The 22,355-nt window shown below is 35.8% G+C and carries 14 protein-coding genes; all 14 read right to left on the reverse strand.

Annotation, left to right across the window (positions count from 1 at the left end; all coding sequences use genetic code 11):
• Nucleotides 1-5: 5 nt before the first annotated feature.
• Nucleotides 6-2,834, reverse strand: a complete 2,829-nt coding sequence (locus ALGA_RS20805) for a DEAD/DEAH box helicase (RefSeq protein WP_096432592.1) — start codon at nt 2,832-2,834, stop codon at nt 6-8.
• A 425-nt stretch (nt 2,835-3,259) separates the two neighbouring features.
• On the reverse strand, nt 3,260-4,255 hold the full coding sequence (locus tag ALGA_RS20810) for a hypothetical protein (RefSeq protein ID WP_096432594.1): 996 nt from the start codon (nt 4,253-4,255) through the stop codon (nt 3,260-3,262).
• Between the two features lie 102 nt (nt 4,256-4,357).
• A complete protein-coding gene (locus ALGA_RS20815; protein WP_096432596.1) occupies nt 4,358-5,011 on the reverse strand; it encodes a hypothetical protein in 654 nt (217 codons plus the stop codon).
• A 56-nt stretch (nt 5,012-5,067) separates the two neighbouring features.
• Nucleotides 5,068-6,165 (reverse strand): PD-(D/E)XK nuclease family protein, encoded by a 1,098-nt coding sequence (locus ALGA_RS20820; RefSeq protein WP_096432598.1) that lies wholly within the window; start codon nt 6,163-6,165, stop codon nt 5,068-5,070.
• Nucleotides 6,166-6,298: 133 nt separating this feature from the next.
• Entirely contained in the window at nt 6,299-7,519 is a 1,221-nt protein-coding gene (locus ALGA_RS20825) for a PDDEXK-like family protein (RefSeq protein WP_096432600.1), read from the reverse strand.
• A gap of 59 nt (nt 7,520-7,578) precedes the next feature.
• Nucleotides 7,579-8,724: a PD-(D/E)XK nuclease family protein gene (locus tag ALGA_RS20830; RefSeq protein WP_096432602.1), complete on the reverse strand. Its 1,146-nt coding sequence runs from the start codon at nt 8,722-8,724 to the stop codon at nt 7,579-7,581.
• Nucleotides 8,725-8,887: 163 nt separating this feature from the next.
• The gene (locus ALGA_RS20835) at nt 8,888-9,994 is read right to left on the reverse strand and encodes a GTPase (RefSeq protein WP_096432604.1); all 1,107 of its coding nucleotides are present in this window, start codon (nt 9,992-9,994) and stop codon (nt 8,888-8,890) included.
• Complete coding sequence (locus ALGA_RS20840) at nt 9,994-11,145, reverse strand: YcjF family protein (protein WP_096432606.1); 1,152 nt, start codon at nt 11,143-11,145, stop codon at nt 9,994-9,996. The genes ALGA_RS20835 and ALGA_RS20840 overlap by 1 nt, the downstream gene beginning before the upstream one ends.
• A 257-nt stretch (nt 11,146-11,402) precedes the next feature.
• The gene (locus ALGA_RS20845) at nt 11,403-12,203 is read right to left on the reverse strand and encodes a DUF4339 domain-containing protein (RefSeq protein ID WP_096432608.1); all 801 of its coding nucleotides are present in this window, start codon (nt 12,201-12,203) and stop codon (nt 11,403-11,405) included.
• Nucleotides 12,204-12,264: 61 nt separating this feature from the next.
• A complete protein-coding gene (locus tag ALGA_RS20850) occupies nt 12,265-15,546 on the reverse strand; it encodes a UvrD-helicase domain-containing protein (RefSeq protein WP_096432610.1) in 3,282 nt (1,093 codons plus the stop codon).
• A 21-nt stretch (nt 15,547-15,567) separates the two neighbouring features.
• Complete coding sequence (locus ALGA_RS20855) at nt 15,568-18,756, reverse strand: exodeoxyribonuclease V subunit gamma (RefSeq protein WP_096432612.1); 3,189 nt, start codon at nt 18,754-18,756, stop codon at nt 15,568-15,570.
• Nucleotides 18,757-18,765: 9 nt separating this feature from the next.
• A complete protein-coding gene (gene recD, locus ALGA_RS20860; RefSeq protein WP_096432614.1) occupies nt 18,766-20,607 on the reverse strand; it encodes an exodeoxyribonuclease V subunit alpha in 1,842 nt (613 codons plus the stop codon).
• Between the two features lie 326 nt (nt 20,608-20,933).
• A complete protein-coding gene (locus ALGA_RS20865) occupies nt 20,934-21,764 on the reverse strand; it encodes a relaxase/mobilization nuclease domain-containing protein (protein ID WP_096432616.1) in 831 nt (276 codons plus the stop codon).
• 17 nt (nt 21,765-21,781) lie between these two features.
• Nucleotides 21,782-22,159, reverse strand: coding sequence for a plasmid mobilization protein (locus ALGA_RS20870; RefSeq protein WP_096432618.1), 378 nt, complete (start codon nt 22,157-22,159; stop codon nt 21,782-21,784).
• Between the last annotated feature and the right edge of the window lie 196 nt (nt 22,160-22,355).

Raw genomic sequence — 22,355 nt, forward strand, 5'->3', positions numbered from 1 at the left:
TCATCTTAAGCATTGTAATAAACTGCCAATAGTCGTAAAAAGGGTTGATTTCGTAATTGGAAAATTTCCTGATAGAAATTATTCGTATTTTTGTGTACCGCTTCAACGTCTTTTTTTCGTTGATCTCGTTTCGAACTTTTAACGCTCTCTACCTTACCAAACTTTAACTCCAGTTGGTTTTCAGAATCATCCAACCAATTGTCTATTCGTGTTTTGTACACTTTCAATTTATCTTCCAAATCATCCTCTAAACTACCTTGCAATTGTGAGGTGTAAAGTGATTTTGCTATTTCAACAGCACCGGGTAACATGTCCTGCAGTATTTTAAGTTGGTTATCTTCTACCTCTAATGTTGGTAAGGTGTCGGATAATCGAAACTCTTTTATAAAATCGCTAAAGCTTTCGTAGTTCCCCTGGCTTTGACCAATAAATGATCTCCCTATTACAAAGTTCTTAGAGAGGATAGCTTGTCCTTTACCGTTGGAACTTATACCCTGAAATACAAACCAAGCCGAATTTTCAGGAAGTGGATGTCGCATTCGTGCTACCAATGCTCTTCCTTTATCGACCTTAGCCAATAGTTTATGCTGCATCCAGCGCGCTATAGGGTGCAAATCGTAAAGCAATTGAAATTTAGGCCATACATTTTTCTTTTTACGCGCTGATTCGATAGCTCGTTCTACAATTTCCTTATTCGTCGTTAATTTAAAAGTATCCTTCTTTGTAGGAAAGGCATTTTCTGGTAAATCATACAACACACCATCAAGTGATAGTTCTTTATCCTGACTGATTTCGATAATAGAATCTTCATTATCAACTGAAAAACGTGACTTCCAATGTTCGTCCGAATTTACAATTTCATCAACTAGATTACGGTAGTAGGAAAATTCGTTGGGGTAAAATGAAGTGAATCCAGAATCAAAAGAGACTTGATTCCCATTAGATTTATTGTTCTCTTCTACACTAAAAATATCCAGCCAATCCGTCTCTTCCTCTTTACTATCGTCAACAAGGGAAAGGTCTGAGCTCGCAATAGCTTTTATCGTTAAATTTTCCTCTTCTTTGGCATCAAATAACTTCCAAACATTTCCGGCATCTCCCAAGTTTTTGTAAACTTCGTCTTCCTTTTCTTTTAATCTCTCCAAAATTCTAATATCCCCCTGTACCTTGTCGTTTTTAGAATTTGCTATTAGATAGTAGATAAAAGGTGTTTCAGTCTGGCCAAATCGATCGATACGTCCATTACGTTGATCGAGGGTAATTATTGACCATGGCACATCATAGTTAAACATTTGATGACAATGGTAATGAAGATTCACCCCTTGGCTACCTGCATCAGAAGCAAGAAACAGTCGGATTTCGCTGTCTTCCTTTGAGAAATCTTCAATAAGATCCTGTTGTTTGGTATCTAAAAGACTCCCATTAAACTGAACAACTGCTGAATTACTCAACGAAAAGTCATTTTTCAACTTTTCCTCCAGTTCATTCAAAGTAGCATACCTTTCAGCAAAAATAATTATGCGTTCATCTTTTTTACGCCCCTTCCAATTCAGAATATTTAGCTGTTCTTTCAGAGCCAAGTATTTAGCATCTAGTTTATTTGCTATAATATGTTCGATCCTTTTCTTTAAATCACACAAAAATTCTGAGACATTTTCCTCATCATTGCCACCTTCTAACCGTTTTGAAATAGTCGTTAAACAAGCTTTTGGAGAAGACATATAAGCTTTAAATAGCCCAATGGAAAATAGCAATATTCCATAAGTCATATTACCATCAGCTTCCTCAAACGCCTCTCGTTTGAAATTATTGATAAGCTCCAAAACGTCCTCTTCTTCGTCAAAAAGTTTACAATCAAGTTTTTCAGTGACTCTATCTCTAAAGGAATCACCTACTTCAGATTCTACATCTTTTTTAAATCTCCGAACATATAAAGGAGCTATATCTTCCTTAATAAAATCACCATCACTAGGAATGGCAGTTGGATCCAATAGTTTAATTAGGTTGGCGAAGTTTTCTTTTTTACCATTATGTGGTGTTGCAGACGTCAATACCATAGCATCACATTTCGTAGATAAGAATTTCGCCAAACTACCCCTTTGACTGGCAGAATTTGCTACTGTATGGCACTCGTCAATAGCAATAATATCCCAATGCACTTTTTCAAGATTGTGACGAAATTTGGCATTGTTTTTAAGAGTGTCAATTGAAACAATTACCTTATCATAGTAATCAAATGGGTTCTTGTTTGTTGGGAGTATATTTTTAATGCGAGCGATACCCGTACTATCCAATTTCACCAAAGGAATAGCAAATCGGGCCCAAATATCTTGCTGAAATTGGGCTAAAATTGATTTCGGTGTCACCACCAGAATTTTATTTCCCTTACCACGGCGAATCAACTCAGACAAAAAGATACCCACCTCAATTGTTTTACCAAGACCTACAGCATCAGCAATCAATATTCGTGGTTTTGGTAATCCCAAAGCCTTAATGGTTGGTTCAAATTGATAATTTGTTGCTTTTATGGCTGCTTTATCAGCTATTTCGATGGATTCGGTATAATGCGATGAATTACGAAGTGTCGTTTCAATAAAAAGCTTCGTTCTACGATAATTTGGAGATTGATCTCCAAGCAAAATGGTATTTTCAGGGGTTATGATATCAAAATTCTCCAATTTTAAATCAAAGGAAAATTTCATGCCATTTACTAATTCTGTGATCCCCTCAACTTCAACAATGTGGTTTTTATTCTGTGTCACCAAGAAATCTTCTCCTCTAACAGTAATTCTAACTCCTGGAGTTATAGATGTAATCTGATCTTGTACTGTCATTATATTATCTTAAATTTTTATTCAATGAGTTCTAATAAGAATGTATACAATGATTTACAGTAACGATCTCCTTTTTTGAGATAAGAAATCATCATTATACATCAGTTGTGTTTATCTTAACATTGCAATGTAGTAAAAATGAGGCAAAATTGGGGGTGTCAAGTGTGCCAAATTACAAGGGATTCGTAATTAATCGAGAAAGGAATCTCCTTTTAAAAAGGAGTGAAACGAATCTTTCAACAGGACGATAAATAGATCAGGTAGTTATCTGATTATCCAGCAAAATTAAAATAGTAAAAAGCTAAGTCTCTACAGATTGTAGTAAGCTTAGCTTTTACCTATTTCATTATAAAATATTACCTCACAGGATTGATAATCCTTAACTCCTTACCCGCAGATTACAAATCTGCGGAAGCTGGAGATCCTTATCCTGTTATACAATTCACTAATGCACTCACGATCGAACTTGATTGACCATAACTCACAATTCTAATATCGAGAGGAGTGTTGGAAAATTCATGAATTGTTTTCACAATTGCATTAGTTATCCACTCTGGTTCATTTCCAAAAGCACCACCACCAACCAGGGTTAGGAAGACTCTATTGTAACCTGTCTTTTCGTAATTCAGTAATCCAGCATAAAATGTGGCTTCATAAGTGGCTTCTAATATCAGTCGAGCAAAGCTTTCCCAATGTTCTGAGCTTGCATGTGAGTAGGCAACAGGCAAGGCCGAACAATAAGCTTGTGTTACATTATTGCTTGTATTTCCAATCGTAACCTGGCTATTCCATTGAATTCCAATTTTAAGTTTGCCTTTTAGGTTTTCGAACTCCTGATGTGATTTGCCTTTAATTTGTCTGCTGATATTTTGTAAACCTTCGGAATTGGCTAAAACATAACCATTTTTCATTTCCCAGAGGGCTTGTTTATCATTCCCCAGCTCTTTCCCTATTTCATCAAGACAGTCAATTTGATTGTGTGCAGACTGTCCTATTTGTCCATTCACTTCGGCAAAATAGTTTCTATAAATTGTTCCTGCTCCACAAGCTATTGCACATGCAGGACCCTGTGTGCGATCATTCTCATAAATTCCAACGCCATATTCAGGCGTTATTTGAGGGCCTACCATTTCTAAAAGATTAAACTGGGAAGCTGCCTGAAACAAGGCGCCATTATTGGCTTTATCTTGATGAAAAACCTGAACATCTCCCACCTCTTCAGAAACTGATATTTTAGATTTATACTTATCCAAAGCAGGAGCCTGATTTCTCAAATCTTCCAAAGAGGATACTTTAAGTTCTCCAAATGTGAATTCTTCTGAATTTACTTTAGAGATTAATTTATTTCCTTCAATGCTAATATTTGCTCTAACCTGATCTGGATTATCTTCCTTAAATCCCACTAACTTTTCGAACCACATTATTTAGAATATTTATTTAAAAAAAATAATTCTATGTTTCAATTACTTTTATCATTAATCTATTTTGTTTACCCAGTTAACAACTATAAACACAATTCCTAATCATACACTTTTTAAGAGCAGATGAAAACTCTCCTCCCCCATGTTCTTTGGACTAAAAGTTGGGTTTCTAGAGTTTCGCAGTACAAAAGAGTTATTGTATTCTTTTAGTTCAGACACCAATGCTTCCCATTTTGTTTTGCTTCGCATAAAAACAATTGGTGCATTTTTTGCCATAAAGGCTTTTACAATTTCTTTGGTATATTCTTGTGTTGGTAAATTATGTTTTGGTTGCTTAAACTGTACCGAGTGGTATGGCATTAGCTGTAAACAGCAAATATTCTGAGCCAATTGTTTTTCGTCTATTTCTTCTATAAACCAACGAAGTTTGCCTCGCCACCATTTAGAACCGGGGCAATCCAATTCTGGGTTTAAATAGTAAAAAGGATAGTCGTTTTTAGCTTGTGCAAGGTTTTGTTTGTACAAAAAACGAAAATTCTCATCTGCATGGGTTTTATAATCTTCAGCACTTAAACCGGGGTTTAAAGTCAGGAATAAAACATTGGCTTTTAAACTACCAATATAAGGGTCAGGCAATAGTGTTTTGCAGAATTTATATTCTTCTTTTGCTGTGGCATTAAATTCCTCCACCAATTCCATGTCCAAGGGATGGATGCTGGTTAGATCGGTATTTAAGTTTCTCCAGGGATTTCGCATTGTTTGTTCTTTAAGGTTTAGTGGCAAATGTAAGGAGCTGTTGTGCCAAAACATGACTAACTAATCTCTTCTTTTGGTATTTCCAAAGTGGAAACGACCTCTATTTCAGCTCCATTTTTAAAATAAATGTCTAGAAGCTTCGAACATTGTAGGCTAAATCGCTTCAATTTTTTTCGGGAATCATCAGTATAATAAAAGATGTTCTTTCGTTCATCATCTGGCTTCTTAACGCCATAATGCCCTCTATTTCTATCATTAACTGTTGCTAGTGTAATGTGTGCGTTTCGTGTTCCATTGTTTAATTCTAAACCGGAAACATTTAACACATAAGCCGAGAATTTATTTTTTATTGAGGCAATGGCATACTCCTTATCAAACTCCAAATTATTTGCGAAATCGTTTAAGAGATCAATTACCGGTTTTCCGTAACTTTTCTTCTCCTGTATTTCTTTGCGTTCCTCAACATAGCTTTTAAAGTTCGTTTTTATAAAAGACAAAAAGGATTTAATCAAATACGATGACTGATTGTTAATTGGATCGACAAATCCATTTTCCTCATCTTTAAATATTTTTATCAGCTTGTTAAATATTGAATTCTCGTGTTTATCCCAATAAATATGGCATTTTTGATTATAATCCAGCTTATTGAGAGAGTAAGTTGAAATTTCCGATGGAGTTGGTGTCAAATAAACCACGTATATCTCAGGACTTAGGTCATTTTCCTTGTAGTAGTTTCTTAATCCGCTTAGCTCATCTTCTAACTGAGAATCTTTTTTGCTGATAGAGGCATCAGTAATTTTATTTTCCAGACATATTGCATACAACACTTCTTTCGATCTGTCATCAGTGATCTCAATAAGTATGTCTATATCTCGGCGTTTCTTTTTGCCATCACCATTCAAATTTACCGCCATTTCGGGCACAATATTTATTGAGTATCCCGAATATTTCGAAAGATCAGTAATTCTATTGTCGAACTTTATTTTTTGTAAGAAATCCTCGTTTACAAGTAATAATTCATTCAGAATTTCTTGTAAAAGCAGTCCTGATATGCCATGATCCTCATTCGGATTTAAAAGATAAGCTAAAAATGAACTTACATTCGGTTCATTAATGGATCCATCATTGGAGGATAATATTCGGAAAATATTCATGCTTTAAATTTGGTTTTATTATATGAGATTCATTATGCTATCTAATTTATCTTTTCATATTCGGCAATAATAGAATCACGAACTTGTTCTCCAATACCACAAGTGTTTGGTATTTACTCTAGTGCAGCATCAATTAGATCTGTTCTAATCTCTTTAGAAACGACTGAATATCGTTTATTGATTCATTCACAATACTATCCACATTTTCGCTTAGTACTTGCTTATCACAAAGATTAAATATTGCCTCTGAGTTAAAGTCTTTAAAATTAAGTCTAACCTCTGGGTATTTAAATCCTAACCAATATGGCGTAGATTCATAATCGCTATTTATTTCTTTAATCACATCTCGATATGCAGCAAATTCTTCCAATTCAGAAATTCCTTCATCACCATTTCGTTCAATCGTAAAACCATAATAGATGTCTTTTTCAATTTCTATTCCGTAATAAATTGTAATATCATCCTTCTCGAAAATCTTTAACCAAAGCCCATAATAAATATCCCTGTTCTTACTTTTCTCATAATAGCCACGAACTTTTTGCCAATCAACCTTTTTTGAATTATCACAAATTGAATATTGCTCTAAACTTTCAAATTTATTCATAAGCTCTTTCCAAAATAGCCACTGTAATTTTATTTTAGCAGCAGTCAATGTTTGATTTAATTTCACAGTGGTTTTTAGATTTTCTTTACTTGATACGATCAAATCTCTCACTTCATTTTCCATAGTCTTATTTCTTGATTGTCCAACCAGTGTTTTCAACAAATTAACATAGTGTGAAATTCCCTCTCTTAACAAAGGGAGTTCTACCGCTTCTTTACGGCATATTTCCAACCAGCATATAATCTGATTCCGGTAAGAGATAATTTTAAAATCTTTATCTTTTTTTAATTTCCCTTTGCTTTTATCGGTTGGGTCAGTTCCCAATAGATTTAAATAAAAGAGATTTTGAGGACTATGATTGTAATACCTTACTAATTGATTTTCCTGATCTCTGGCATATATTTTATTCTCTATCGTAATACTATTATTCAAAGCATCTTTGATAAAAATGTCTATTCGTCCCCCAGTTGTTTCCGTCGTTTCACCAATACTCATCTCAGGATAAACTGTAGCTGACTCATGATCGAAAGCTTCTATTTTTAATATTTTAATAAAATGTGATAGGAAGAGGCTACCTTGCCCATGCGAACCTCTTGGGTCAAGCAAATCAGATATTAATCTCGTATGCAATCTGACCTCATCTGAAGTGATATCAAGTATTTTAAATAAATTAAACTTAGTTCCTGAAACTAAATCAACCTTTTCATACTTACTCGTAATTACTTCTACCTGTTTAAAAAGTGTTTCCATATTATTCAATAAGTAAATAAATTAATAACAGAATATTAATAGTTCTTTAAAAAGGCTGATCAAGCGATTTCAACCAACTCTTCTTTAGCCTCTTCTTTTACAAAAAAATCTTCTAGCTTATTGAAGATAGGAAGGAGATGATCTTTTTCTATTGTATCCACGATAAATTGGCTAAGGTTACTTATTTGTTCTGTAGTGATTGGATATTCCCATTGTCCAGCTAACTGAAAAACACCTTCATCATCACGTCCTTTGTAGTCTATATCCATGGAGGATTCGAATTCTTCTTTTGTAAAATATTCTTTCTTAAGATTTTCACAAGCGTTAATTGCATCGCCTTTAACCTCCACGAGTATACCAATAGCGTTCACATTCGTGTATAAATGTTCTGTGGATATCATTATTGAAAGCTTATCGCATTTTGTAGAAATAAAACGTCTAGTATCACACTCACTTCTCCTAGCTATATAAAATTCATAATCGAGCAAACCAATTCCTTTTTCAACTTCTTCAGCAATATGTATTCTAATGCTATCATTAAGTTCTAACAGTTCATTTATCTTTTGATTATTATCAAAATAAAATTCTAAATCTTTCTTTTCCATAGTATTGGTGCTCAAATTAATGATATTTTGATATAAGTCTTTTAAATAAACAAGGTACTTATCGTTGGCATTTAGCAAATACTTACCAGAATTTACCATCACACACTTGAAAAAATCAAGGTGCGTTATATTAATAAAATGCGGATGGTTAATCTGCTTAATCTTATACAGAGAAAGCACAATCCCGATCTTATTTTCCTCTAAAGAGCTCTCTATACTCTCCCAGTAGTCATCCAGATCGTTAATCAAACCATGATAAACCTTATTTTCTATAATTATGGCATGGGAATCATTTGAAAGCAGTAAATCTATTCTTCCTCCATCATTAGTAGCAGATTCTGTTTCAATATCAAAACCGTCATCAAAAACTATTTCTTTTCCCTTCCCTATTTCACTTTCTTCTATTAGCTGAGATAGTGAAGCAATGAATAGATCCTTCAATCCATGTTCTTCGTTCACATCAAAATAAAATGCATATAAATTTGATAATACATTTTCGTAATGAGGTTGGCGGGCAATCCCAAGAAAGGTTTTTGGTTTCGTTTTTATCTCTGGTATATCCACAGAGTTTAGAAAACTATCTAGTTCGTTATAATCCATATTGTAGTTCTAAATTTTAGATTCTATGTCTTTTCTATAATCCTCTTCTTCACATATTCATCTTGACTCGGCTACCATTGTATTGTAATTGCATAAACACAAACAACTTTAAAAAATCAAGTCTTCAACTTTGCATACAAATAGCCACAAATTCCAAGTAATGTTAGACTACTAGTTTTTCCTTATAATAATCATGTATTTCTTTATCGTTGGTGTGCTCAGCAAGAATCTTCTCTTTCATTTCGTTAATGACTGTTCCAATTCCAATTGTTGGCAATGCCTCATTAAAGAAATAGTCAAAAACAAAAATAATACCTCGAATAGGCAATATAAGGCCTTGTAAAAATGTTGAAAGTACATTTTCATGGGCATCAAGTTTCCATAAATCTTCCTTGGAAACATTTAAATTGTCCTTTTGAAAACTACCTGAACTTTTATAAAGTGGCACAAGTACTTGCACTTCATAAAAACTAAGAGCGTCAGAAAAGATATCACCTAAGCGCCTCTCTGCTTTTTTTTGTACACGTAGATATGCTTTTTCGATATCCGATTCTACTTCTTTTAAGGCTGATTTATTAATCGTATTAAAAGAATTTGATTCCTTCAATAATTTATCTTTAAAAACGTTGAACACGTTAATGGTAATGTTTTTTTGAAACTCCCTCTTTTTAAAATCTAGAATGACCTTCATTCGCTCGTAAAAAGACGAAATGGAGGACTCTTTGATCTTTTCCAACAGATCATCTTTACCAAATTTAGTTTTGCTTGCGCCATTAGCCTTCCCCCACTTTATTGTTTTTTCAGCGCTACAAATTAAAATAGGTTTTATCCCTGTTTCGTTTTCAACCTCAATAGCAAAGTTGGCAGCACTTTTGGCATCACCTTTGGTTATGGCAATAACAGGATTTAATTTTTCCTTTAAAAGGACCTTAATAATTTCCTTTTCAAAACTTTCAATACGTGCATTTTCACCAGACAAGCAGAATACGGCACTATGCAACCACTTGGATACATCAACTGTATCTTTTTTATCCTTTAGAAATATTTGAAAATCAGATAACCATGGAATCGTTTTTTCTGCCTCCAAACCTAAGGAGTCATACAAATTAATGGTATTGTTATCTACACTTCCTCTGTGAAGATGGAACCCGCGACCGGTAACGGGTTTTCCGCTACCGGTTTGGGCAATATCTTTACCAAAAAGGTAATTAACCAAAGAACTCTTACCTACTCCTGACTTTCCTATGATGGCTATATTATATCCCTTCATTATTGGTTTTTCTTGTAATATGTTTTAAACAATTGCTCAAAATTATCATTAAACAGTTTAGCAAAATCACCAATTACATCAGTATGTTTACTCAAATTGGATTTTAAAAATTGATATGTCAATTCGGAACTTGCTTTCCCCATTGCATAGGTTATTGCACTTGCAACACCTGCATTTATTGCTCCACCTACAGCAGTTCCAACACCTGGAATACACTTTAATAGATTACCTACGATACTTTTTCCCAAATTAGAAATTACAATGGAAGTTCCTGATGTAGTCATTATTCCTTTAGCTATCGATTTAGCGTCACCCATTCCATACACATATAAAATTCGCACCAACATACCTGTTTGGCTAGTAATTAAAATCGGTGCATCTGAAAAAGGTATCGGGCTAAATCCAACCAATGCATTCGCTCCTGAATGTTGAAGAATGATACTATCTGCTTTATTACGTTTTGCCGACAAGTTACTTACCTGGGCTGCAACAAATCCGTCAACTAACATATCTGGCAATTGGCCTATAGACCAATTTACAATTTTAGAAACGTTTAAGTTGTCTTCGGACTCTTGCATTTCCTGAACGGTAGTTGCGAAAAATGGAGACTCTGCACTTTGGAAAATTTGGTCAAAGGAAGAAAACTCAAACAATTCTTTCACGCTTTTTTCAGTATCATCCATAGATACCTCATCACATTTACTAAAGATTACTGCAATTGGAATCCCCAAATCTTTTATTACCTTATTCAATTCCTTATCGTAATCAGTTACTCTATTAGAACTTGCAGCAATTACCTGCCAAACAATATGAATCTGATTTTCAAGTGGCTCGTTTTGTCTCTCTTTAACAAACCCAATAATTTCATTTTTGAACTTAGTATTATTTTCATCACCTAACTCAAATCCTTCCGTATCATAAAGGACAATATCCTTATTTTCAGGAGCAATTCTATTAATTCCCTTTGTTATTGGTTTTCCTTCCCCGGTTTTAACCGTATCATCACCAAAAACCATATTTATTAGCGTACTTTTACCAACTCCAGTGCCACCCAATATTAATATGTTAGGCTTTTTAATATTTCTCTTAAAATCTTTAAATTCTTTTTCGAATTGATCTTTCAATCGATCTGTATCTTTTTCTGCGAACATAATTATTAATTTATTAATAGTTTCATTTACAATCGTGTTATACTTTAGTCTTTTCTTATTTGCTCAGTTTTAGATTCTTCGTATTCTTCAACTTCCCCTTAAATGATCATCTCTTAATGAATTTAATTATCCTTCATTGTGAATTTTGAGATATAAATATTTTGCTTTATTGTGACATCCATTTTTCAAAATACAAATCTACAACTGACCTCCGCCATAAGCCGACGTAGCTAAGAATGTTTATTACGTTCTATTTTTTAAGCAATCTTCGGCACAACCCGATCTTCTATTTTTTGCAGGCCTGTGATTAAAAAATAAAGCGGAATTAGTTCGATTATCGTTTCAAGGATAGAGAAAGAATCTTCTTCACCATATACTATCGCTAAAATCAAAGCAGTTGGAAAAAGCACTAATTGTAGTGTGGCAAACGTTCTCAAATCTTTGATTCCTGTAGCATTTTCATTGGATAGCTTTCCTCTTAATCGAACAAACTGATAAACATGTATGATCAGTGCTATTACTAAAACCACTCCCATAACCCCCAACAATTCACCAGAAATACGGTCTTCAAATCCTTCTCTACTTGCAATTACTTCAAAAAGATAAATTGGAATCACACTTGCAATTAACCAGCCCATGGTTCGGCTCAGACTTTCATTTTTAAGGATTCGGGAGAAGTATGCTCGTAAACCAAGAAATATCCGAACCAAAGCACTTGCGCTAAGAAAAATAACCAATCGAGAAAATCGCCCTTCTTCATTACCGGTAAGCTCTAGAATGCTAGTTATAATAGTAAGCAATACAAAACCCCATGCATAAACAACACTGTCTGACAAACGAGAAAAGGTTTTACTATTCGCCTCTTTGCTTCCCGGGACAGGCGGTGGAGTTACTTCAAAAAAACTTTGAAATTCAGCAATCTGTTTGGCTTTTTCCCAATCTTTCATGCCTTCACACCAAAGTAAAGTCTCCTTTCCAATTTTCCCTTTCAATTCATTTACCAGATATGGACCTTTTTTGTCTCCACTCTTCACATAGTACCATTGTTTGTTCATCATTAGGTATATTATATTTTAGATTTTTACTATAATTATCTCAGCTGTTTTTCAGTGATATTACTTAATAAACGGACGGAGCAAGAAATAAATCATCCATTGCTTCTATCTTTTCTTTATTTGGCTTGGCATAAAACACTCCGGTATTGCCTCCTGCCCTGCACCCTCGCAAAAACAGATAATACACACCGCCAAAATCGCGCTCGTAATTAAAATTTGGCAAACGCATTTTCAGGTAACGCTTTACTGCAATCGTATAGATCAGGTATTGCAGATGGTAATTGTTATCTGTCATCACCTCGTCTAGTCGCTCGGGAGAATAATCGGTTAAGGAATTGCCAAGGAAGTTTGATTTCCAGTCGAGGATATAATATTTACCATCGTGTTCAAAAAACAGATCGATAAAGCCGGTCATAAAACCTTCCAGTGTTCGGGAATCATCAACACGTGCCTTTTCGCATAGCACACTAATTTCTTTCGGCGTAAATGCATTGATATCGAAGAAGAATTCCATCTCCGAAATCATTTTATTTTTGTCCGTTTGTTGCAGACACCACGGTTTTTCTTCCGATAAATTGGCTTGCAATACTTCTAACATCAACTGGTTGTAATTCTCCAGTTGCTCTTCCTTATAAACCGATGGATAGCCTTTCCCCACTCTTTTAATTATCGAATGGAAGCTATTTTGGGTGAAATCTGCATTTTCGAATAATTCATGCAGAAAATTTCCGGCTACATTCCCCTTCGTTAACTGCTCAAATACAAATGTGTCGTAGTCATTTTCCAAATCGTGTTGTGTTTTGGGATAAGTCTGGTGGTGCTTGTTCAAGGCCGAAAAACTCAGCATTTGCCAGGAGACTTGTATGTTCCCCTCAAATTTCCTGGCTTTACGAAGCACTTTTTCTTCCTCATTGCTATATCTTTCACCCGATAGATCTTTTACGTCCTGTTTTTCGATATAAGGACAATTGGATGGGTCGGAAAGAAAAGCCTCAACACTTCCACGCTTTGTGGTATACACATAAGCTTTATAAACCGTACGGGTAAGGCAAACATAAATTAATCGGCGATTTTCCTGTTCGGTTTGCTCTTGATACAAGCCTATTTCTCTCTCTGTTTTAAATTGAGAGATGCAGTATTTTTGATTCTCAGGATCTTTGTACTCTACAAAAGCTCTTCTCCAATTAAAATCATCTTTTAAATCCAGATAGGGAGCAAAAACAATGTTGTAGGCCAAACCTTTACTGGAATGTATGGTTACAATTTTCACGGCATCATCGTCACTCTCCATGCGTTGCACATATTCATCGCCTTCTTCTTCGGCTCCGGCAATTAGCTTTTGCAGATATGATACTAGTTCTGCGGGCAACAATTGCCTGTCAACTTCTGCTTTGTGAAGCAATTCGATAATTTGGAGCAGATTTGTGAGGGCCCGTTCTCCATCTGCCGAATTAAGCAAGTTAGACCCAACCGAATATTTTTTTAGGAAGAGAGTTAAAGAAGCATAGATTCCCGATTTTAACCAGGATTCTTTTATTTCTCTAAAGTTCTTCAATTCTTTTTCATCATCTAAAGTCAGAAGATCAGCTTTTGTACTGTTTGTTAAACGATTTAGCAAAGCTCGGTTGATATTTGCCTTATCTGGGTTTAAACAAGCTTGCAAGACGTAAGAGATCAATATGGCTTCTTCCGATTGCAATACCTTGCTGTCATCGATACGTACCGCAGGAATTTTCATTTTTGAGAGGGCTGCCTTCACCTCTGCCCCCTGATTTTTAGTGCGAACCAAAACCACAATATCGGATGGCTTCACCTTTCTATCTTCAAGCTTGTAATCGGAGCTCAATAAGTGATAGATCTCAGAAGCGACAGCCGGAGCGATTTCCTGATTGTTCTTCACAAACATCTGAGCCATGTTTTTTACCGGCTCATCTTGATATTGCATCTCCGACAAGGAAGTTCCTGCTTCCACCTGCTCATATCTGATTTTATCGTCACAAAAAGCATTGTCTGCCACCTTAAAAAAGCTATTGAGGGCCGCGACCATATTCGGTGTTGAACGAAAGTTATGACTCATGGTGTATGAGTTCTGCACCTGGGAAGCTGCAAATTTGTAGGTGTCAATATCGGCACCTCTAAATCCGTAAATCGACTGTTTGGGATCTCCGATATAAAAGAGAATATTATTCTGACCAAAGAGACCGTTAAAGATATCGTACTGCATTTTATCGGTATCCTGAAATTCATCGATAAAAACAGCTTTGTATTTCTTTTGCAATTCTCCTTTCAGAAGGCCTGAATCGTCCTTTTCGACTGCACCCGCTAAATTTTGAATTAAATCATCATAGGTGAACACATTCAAATCCTGTTTCCGTTTTTGAATGTAATCTTTTGTGTCGGCGATGGCTTCTCCATACAAATAGCACTTGATGTCTTTCAATGATTCTTTGGCTTCTTCTATACTTTCCTGTATGTTAAGAGCTGAATCGAGAAGAGTTGGAAATAGTTTACTCACATATCCTGTTCCCTTTTTCTCGATCAGTTTCGCTCTGAATTTCACAGAATCATTGGAAAGTGGCTCAAATGTCCTGTTCGGATTTTGTTGCTTTATTTTCGTAAAATCCCGCTCATTGGAAGTTTCAAACAATTGATCAAACCCCTGTTCGGCCTCATCAATTTTTTCTCTTTTTGTAAAGTAATTTTTAAATTCCTCTGCTAAATCCAAGTCTTTGTCGTACACAAAATGTTTCCCGCTAAGGGCTTTCGACACCACAGTGGCCAAATCTTCTCTCGAGATTTTATCACTCACAAGTAATTGAAGATGAGAGGATTCAAGGATTGTTATTTTTTGTCGCCAATATTCATTAATGGCGGTATTGACAATGGCCGCACTATTCTCGATTACCTCAGCAGAGAAAAGTTGTCCTGTTTCAAAAGCAAATTCAGTTAGTGTTTTCTGACAAAAACTGTGTATGGTGAAAATAACCGTTTCATCCAGGTTCAGTTTGGCCTTTCGAAGACGATTCACCGCTTCTTCCCGACCTATTTCGGCAATGCTGCTATCTACGATTCGAGCAATCATGTCATCGCACGTTCCTGTTTGTCGTGCATAAGCTTGTGCCTCACGAATAAATTTTCGAATGCGAGACTCTAATTCAGCCACCGCTGCTTTGGTAAATGTTACCATTAGTATCTGAGGTAGATTTAAGTTTTTTTCCAAAATCAAGCGCAAGACTAATATCCCAATGGAAAAGGTCTTACCGGTTCCAGCACTGGCTTCAATTAAATTACTCCCGCTTAGTTCAACACTATCAACCTTAAACTCTTGTTTGCTTAGCTCTGTCATTTTTTTGTCTTCCTGTATTTACTAGAACAACTCATCACTCACCAATCTGCCAAAAAGATTCTGACTTAAATTTTGTAAAGCTTCTTTATCAGGGGTCTCTGCATTCAAATTGCCAAACATCCCCAATTCTATTTCTTTACTTATATAAACATTAGTCCAAGGTCTATAGTCATCATATATTCCTTCTTTTTTAAGATCCAAAAGCATTTTATTCTCATCATAGTTCTCATCCTTCACGAACTTAAATCCTTGTTTCGGCAAAAAAGGAATGATTTTTTCATGTCCCAATCGAAACAATACGACCAGCTCCTTCAAATTCTCCTTCGCTAATTCCGGAGACATTAGGTGGCGGCAAAACTCAACTGGTTTTTCTAAATATTTTGCCATAAAAACCGTATCCACATTGCAGGAATTGGCCATCAAAACCAAATGTTTAATCCAGGCCTCAACCAGATATTTATCGCGACTGCCTTCACTGGATACATTCACAAACAAATGCTTGTCTCCGTATATCTGATCAATTTCAGCATGCAGTTCTCCGGCAGCTATCTGTGGTAAATCATCCCAGGAAACAGTCAGGCTTAACTTTTGCTCCTCTTTTCCAGAACAAGCAATTTGCCATTGATTTCGAAGCACATCAATTTCATTACGAACGGCTATCATGCTAACTTCACCCATATTGGCCAAAGGCAGATAACCAATCCTCTTCCCTTTTATCAGATAGTTTTCCATATCCTGATCAAGCGTTTTTAGCAAATCCATTTTTCTGCCATACTGCTGCAACATATCAAGAGCAAACAATTCCGTTTCAGGCAAAAGAATCTCCTCATCGTTATAGTAAATCCGCAGAACATTATTGTAGTAGTATTTGAATGGATCCTTGCAAAAGCGGATCACATCCTTCATTTGTATCTGTGTAAGATCCGGCTTTTCTTCCTTCTCCGATTTTTCTATTTTAGCAGCCTTTGCCAAATCATCCCAATTGTTTAAATAGCTGTAGTACTTTTTATCCGACGAATAATAAATCTTACTAAAACTATGCATAGGATGACGGGTGAACAATAGGTCTTTTGCATTGGCATTCCCTGCCTGCAGGTAATCCAAAAATTCATCAAGCAATAGAGATGCAGGTTGCTCGGTGTTGTTTTTAACACTATTCCCAATATAGCTGAGATATAGATTCTTTCGAGCTGAAAGGATGGTCTCTAAAAACAAGTAACGATCGTTTACTGTTGTATCCCTGTCACCAATCCTCTTTTCAAAACGCATTAAATCGAAGCCATTGCAGGTCGATTTTCTGGGTAATTTATCAGAATCCAGTCCAAGCGTTGCAATCACTTTAAATGGAATACTGCGCAAGGGAATCATGGAGCAAAAGCTTAATCGGCCCCGATTAAATCCTCCCTTTCTGTTTTCCGAAAACAATCCGATATTAAATGCCTGATCAAATAAGTCATAGCTTATTTCGTCGCTAATAAAATCAGCTGAGCGATCAAAGGCATTTAATTGATCAACTATATATTTGTATTCATCGTTACTGTCTTCATCAAATTCGATCAACACATCCAAAACGTCATTCAGCACATAATTTTTCCATTCGCTAAGCGTTCTGTTTTTCTCTCTTCCTTCTACTGCTTCGATCAAGACATCAACAAAGGCTTTGAATCGGAGCATTTCGTAGGCATCATTGCCTTCAAAACTATCCAATGGATGCAATACATCATCGTATGACTGAACAGCTTCTCCCCCTTTTATGGCATAAGCCAAAAGCATTCTTTGCAAACCATACCGCCAGGAAATAAAACGGGTATCATCTTCCCTTCTTCCATCAACTCCTGTTCTAATATTGGCTTCTCCGACCAAATTTCGAATGAACTCCAAATCCGTAATGTCAAACTTATTTCTGATAAAAGAAGAATCCAATAACTGAACGACAATTTCTGAACTTAAATCTTCTTGTCTTAAACTCAAAATCTGATCCAATACTCCTACAATGGAATCAGCTCCTTTGTAGGATTTATCTGAAATTGAATATGGAATTTTAACTGGAGCATGGTCAAAGACAGCCTTAATATAAGGGGCGTATTTTTCTAAATCGGATATCTGCACCAACACATCAGAGGCTTTCAATGAAGGATCTTTCTCAAAGGTCCTTAGCAGGTAATTGTAGAGAACTTCCAACTCGCGAACCGGCGTGTACGATGAAGCAATCTGAATACTTTCATCCCTTAGGTCCTGCTCTTCTATTTGATTTCTCTTTTCCAGCTCATTTGCATAAATGTCGTGCTGTATTTTTCCTAAAAGACTATTCGGAACAGGCATTTCAGAATGACTATCGTCCCAAACAATCAAGTCTGAATTGTTCTGCGTCAATAATGCATAAGATGTTTTTCCCAGGCCATTATAGCTATCGAACAATTCATTGTCAAGCAAATCATTTGTGAGTGGTCTCGAGTTCCAATCACTGTTAGGCGATGGATTCAGTACATAAAAGTTTAAATCTGCAAAGGCAGCTATCGCATTGTAAATATCCATGTGATAATTGGAAATCACGGATAGTCCAAAAAAAGAGATTTGCGAAAAAGCATTTTTTATTTTATCCTGAAGCGTTTTATCACTTAATTTTTCCAATAAACGATTCTTCATTTCTACACGATCGGCACCCAAATCAGAAAAATTAGCCTTTACTTGCTGCCAAAGGTAGGATTGCCAAGCTTCCTGCTTCGCAAAGTCTTCTTGTAATTCTGAATCTATAAAACAAGGATGTTCTCCCTTGTTCCAAGCTTCGATATAATCGGTCCGAAACAACATGTACTGGTCGAAAATATCAGCCAATTCGGCCGCTAATTGAAAGCGTTTGATCTCATTTCCATCAAAATAATTTGCAACCAAAGGAAAGCGCACAATAAAATCCTTTTTACCCAATAGAAGAAAAAGCATCCATCGCAAATTTTGCTGTCCATATCGGAAATCAAAATGTAAATCTGCCAATTTAAAAATCTGATTGATAAAATCAGTTGGATTACTAAAAGTGTGATTCGCAAAAATCCCATTGGTTTGAGAACTGGTCACTGCCAGCCAGGAACCAATTCCTTCGGTTTGTGTAATAATTACATCTGATCCAAACACCTGTGTATTTGCCCGATTGTTTTTACTAAATACTTTTGCTAAATTCTCCAGTAAGTTGGAGGTATATATGTATATGCTCACCTGAAAATATTATTGAATTCGTTCCATAATTCCTGATGCTCTCTCCACTTTTCGCTGCGCCGCATCATTTATCACTGTCTTGCTCCCAAATAGGATTACTTCCTTTTTACCTCTTGTTATTCCGGTGTATAGTAATTCCCGAGTGAGAATTGCTAAATCCTCATCGCCAGGCAATATGACCGCAACAGAGGAAAATTCCGATCCTTGGCTTTTATGTATGGTCATTGCAAATACCGTATCGAAGGCAGATATGAAACCGGGTAAAACTTGTTTTAATTCACCATCAACACCCTCGAACCAAGCTTTTAAAACACCATTCTCATCGTTACGAATGATTCCTACATCTCCATTATAAAGACCTAAGCTATAATCATTTCTAGTTACGATAATGGGTTGATTTTCGTAAAATCCTTCCTGAGGACTTAATAAAGATTTCTGCTGTAGGAATTTCGCAATGAGCATATTGTAATGCTTTACACCATACTTTCCTTCATGCACCGCACACAAAAACCGAACATCATTTATATACTGCAAAGCCTTTGCTATATTTTCCTCACAGATGTATCTTTTGTATTTGATCATTAATTCGGATAAGATAGGCGAGTTTTCATTCTCCTCTACCTTTACAAATTCTCCCTGGCAATTTTCACTATCCTGATAGTCCTTTTCTGATACACTTCCCTGGATAAGAGCTTTACTAAACAAACCAATCCCTTCGGTACTCTTAAAACGATGACTTCTTTTTAATTCAACAATATGTTCGGCCATCAAATTCACGACAGGAGTAGTCCTTATAAATTTCTCTGACATTTGAGCATCAGCTTGTGAAATGAAGCTGTTCATAAATGCACCATTCTCCTCAGAAAAGCGATTCATATCCTCACCAAGAGAGAGGCAGATATCGCCAAAAACGCTGCCCGCTTCCACCGATGCCAATTGGTTCTTGTCTCCTAACAATACAATTCTAGTTAAAGGGGAAACCGCTGCAAATAGCTTTGCCATAAGAGGAGCGGAAATCATTGACGATTCATCAACTACAATCAGATCGTAATCCAATTTATTGATCGCATCATGTCTAAAATAAGGGGAGTTCATTTTATATCCCAAAAGCCTGTGAATGGTTTTCGCTTCTAAATCATCAAATCGATCCTTTACATCCTGAGACAAATTTGGCAGAATATCACGAGCCTGACTTAAGGATTCTTTCATTCGTGCAGCAGCCTTTCCTGTTGGTGCAGCTAATGCAACTTTCAAATTTGGATTGTCGCGATATAAAATTGCAAGAATTTTGGCAACGGTAGTTGTTTTGCCAGTACCAGGTCCTCCTGTAATTATAGAAATATGTTTTTGAATAACAGACAAGCCTGCGACAAGTTGCCAATTGACCCGTTCTGCAAGTGACAAATTCTCCACAGTATCCGATGAACTGAAAAGCGTCTGAATGAATTCTTTTTGATTGATTAAAATTGCCCTATTCTTAAACAGATTACGTTCCTCATTCTCAACAAAGGCTTTGATCTGTTGAATAATTTCAGATTCATATTCGAAGTAGCGCTGTAAATAAAGTTTTCCGTTCTGTAAAACAAATGGTCTCGTTTCCGAATCTCCATTCATTACAAAAGATGATTTTTTAATCTCATCAACACAAAATAAATGGCTCTTTTGTAGAAATGGGTTTATTTCAATAATCTCACTTTCCTCTTTACCGGTAATCAAATCATTGTAAGCACCAATATCCAAACAAATATGACCTTCACTTAAGTTTTTAGAAACAGCATAAGCCAACGCTTTTATTTCAGTATCATCAAAATAATCAGCAAAAACTCTATGCGTATCAACTCCCTGTTTCATATACATATTTTTAAATAACAACTCTACTCAGAAACTCCTATCTGAATTAGATACTAAAATCCTCCCAAACCACCCTATTATTATGTTGGATTTACAATGTACTAATTTGTACTTCATTAAAAAGGTGTCAAACCTGCCATGTTTGAAGATAATCTATAAACTATTGTTTATCTTAAACTTATAGATTAAATTTTAAAAAGATAAATTTATGTCAACACTACGCCAAAACTTGTCGTAACTAAAAATCACCTCTTTCTTCGCTTGTTGTTTTTCTTTGGTAATCGAAAACTTTTATTCTTTTTTTGCTCTTCCTTTCTTGCCAAATACTATTTAAAAAATTCTTTCAATAAATCTTCAGTAACTCCGCACTTGGATGCTATTGTTTTCCTTGCGTTCTCTTTCGGTGTAGCATACAATTTTTCAGACAAATAGAAATTCGGCTTCTCTTGAAACTTAGACAAACGAATTGGATAGCGAATTACCTTCCCAAGCCCATCAGTCACGACTACAATATGACCTCTCCCCGATTTACGGATCTCCACATTGAACAGTCTTAAGGTTTCATCATATAATTCTCTCGTGTTAATGGCCTCCATCTGGTTGACCTGATAAAAAAGACTCTCCAGACTGTGCTTGATGTTCCGGCTTTGGGCTGAAAATTTAAAAACGGCTTTCTCTGATCTTTTACGATTATCCAACTGATGTCTAAGTTCTAATTCCTTGATGAAATTCTGGGCCTTTTGCCGCTCATGATTGTCCTTGATTTTCTTACCGGTGTATTTGTCGATTCGCGTAGATACAATATGAAAATGAGTCCTCTCCAAATCTTTGTGTTTGTAGACAAAATACGTCTGATCCCCATAGCCCATGTGTTGCATAAACTGGTCAATTTCCTTTCGAATGATCGGATCATTTAATTTCAGAGAATCATCTGTAGATGGATTTACGGAGATGTGAAGGCATTTGTTTTTCACTCTAGGATTTAGCTTTTCGATATCGGTAAGTTCTTTTAAACGATGGCTCTTATCGAAAAAAAAGGGATTAATAGCTTTGGTATTCACACTATGGAAATAACTCGCTACTTTCTGCTCCACCTTTTTTTCGTTATAAAGGAAAGCATTCTCGGTACTAGCAGTTTGATGGATAACGATAACCATAAAAGGAGTTTTTGCTTTTATTCAATGACATCCATGTAGTTTTGCAAAACGGAAAAACAGTTCCGAAGCTCCTGCAAAACTTTTAGAAAGACTTCACGATCCGAAGCTCCAAATTGATGAACCTGACCGGAATTGATATTCTTGGAAATCTGGTTGAGATTCACGCCAATTTTATTGAGCTGGTAATCCAATTTTTTGGTGATCTGAACAAAGTCTTCACTCACCTCAATTTTTCGGATTTCTCGTTTCTTCACCAGCTTTGCCCGGCAAAAATCACTCAGCGTTCGGTAGCCTTCCTTTTTGCATCTTTTTAGAAGTAGTTTCTTTTCCAGTTGGGTCAAACGAATCCGAACTCCATGTTCCAACTTATTGTATTCTTCTGTTTTAGGTCTCATATCTATTCCTCCTTGTCCTATGGACAATCAAGCTTTTCATCCCCAGATGAAAAGTCCCTGCCGGAAGGCACAAGAGTTTTTGTGGAACAAAAACACATCTTGCATTCCCCTCTTTACATTTTTTTAGTCGTCAAGTTTGAAGCTCCTTTTTTCAGAAAAGGGAAGACCACCAAACAAATGGATTTGTCCTCCCTCA

It is taken from the genome of Labilibaculum antarcticum (genome assembly GCF_002356295.1).
Taxonomy (GTDB): Bacteria; Bacteroidota; Bacteroidia; order Bacteroidales; family Marinifilaceae; genus Labilibaculum; species Labilibaculum antarcticum.

What these genes read in the sequence shown, in the direction of transcription:
- ALGA_RS20810 (WP_096432594.1), bottom strand. Translation starts at nt 4,255, where the DNA reads ATGTGGTTCGAAAAGTTAGTGGGATTTAAGGAAGATAATCCAGATCAG.
- ALGA_RS20865 (WP_096432616.1), bottom strand. Translation starts at nt 21,764, where the DNA reads ATGGTTATCGTTATCCATCAAACTGCTAGTACCGAGAATGCTTTCCTT.
- ALGA_RS20835 (WP_096432604.1), bottom strand. Translation starts at nt 9,994, where the DNA reads ATGAAGGGATATAATATAGCCATCATAGGAAAGTCAGGAGTAGGTAAG.
- ALGA_RS20850 (WP_096432610.1), bottom strand. Translation starts at nt 15,546, where the DNA reads ATGACAGAGCTAAGCAAACAAGAGTTTAAGGTTGATAGTGTTGAACTA.
- ALGA_RS20825 (WP_096432600.1), bottom strand. Translation starts at nt 7,519, where the DNA reads ATGGAAACACTTTTTAAACAGGTAGAAGTAATTACGAGTAAGTATGAA.
- recD (WP_096432614.1), bottom strand. Translation starts at nt 20,607, where the DNA reads ATGAAACAGGGAGTTGATACGCATAGAGTTTTTGCTGATTATTTTGAT.
- ALGA_RS20805 (WP_096432592.1), bottom strand. Translation starts at nt 2,834, where the DNA reads ATGACAGTACAAGATCAGATTACATCTATAACTCCAGGAGTTAGAATT.
- ALGA_RS20815 (WP_096432596.1), bottom strand. Translation starts at nt 5,011, where the DNA reads ATGCGAAATCCCTGGAGAAACTTAAATACCGATCTAACCAGCATCCAT.
- ALGA_RS20840 (WP_096432606.1), bottom strand. Translation starts at nt 11,145, where the DNA reads ATGTTCGCAGAAAAAGATACAGATCGATTGAAAGATCAATTCGAAAAA.
- ALGA_RS20830 (WP_096432602.1), bottom strand. Translation starts at nt 8,724, where the DNA reads ATGGATTATAACGAACTAGATAGTTTTCTAAACTCTGTGGATATACCA.
- ALGA_RS20870 (WP_096432618.1), bottom strand. Translation starts at nt 22,159, where the DNA reads ATGAGACCTAAAACAGAAGAATACAATAAGTTGGAACATGGAGTTCGG.
- ALGA_RS20845 (WP_096432608.1), bottom strand. Translation starts at nt 12,203, where the DNA reads ATGATGAACAAACAATGGTACTATGTGAAGAGTGGAGACAAAAAAGGT.
- ALGA_RS20820 (WP_096432598.1), bottom strand. Translation starts at nt 6,165, where the DNA reads ATGAATATTTTCCGAATATTATCCTCCAATGATGGATCCATTAATGAA.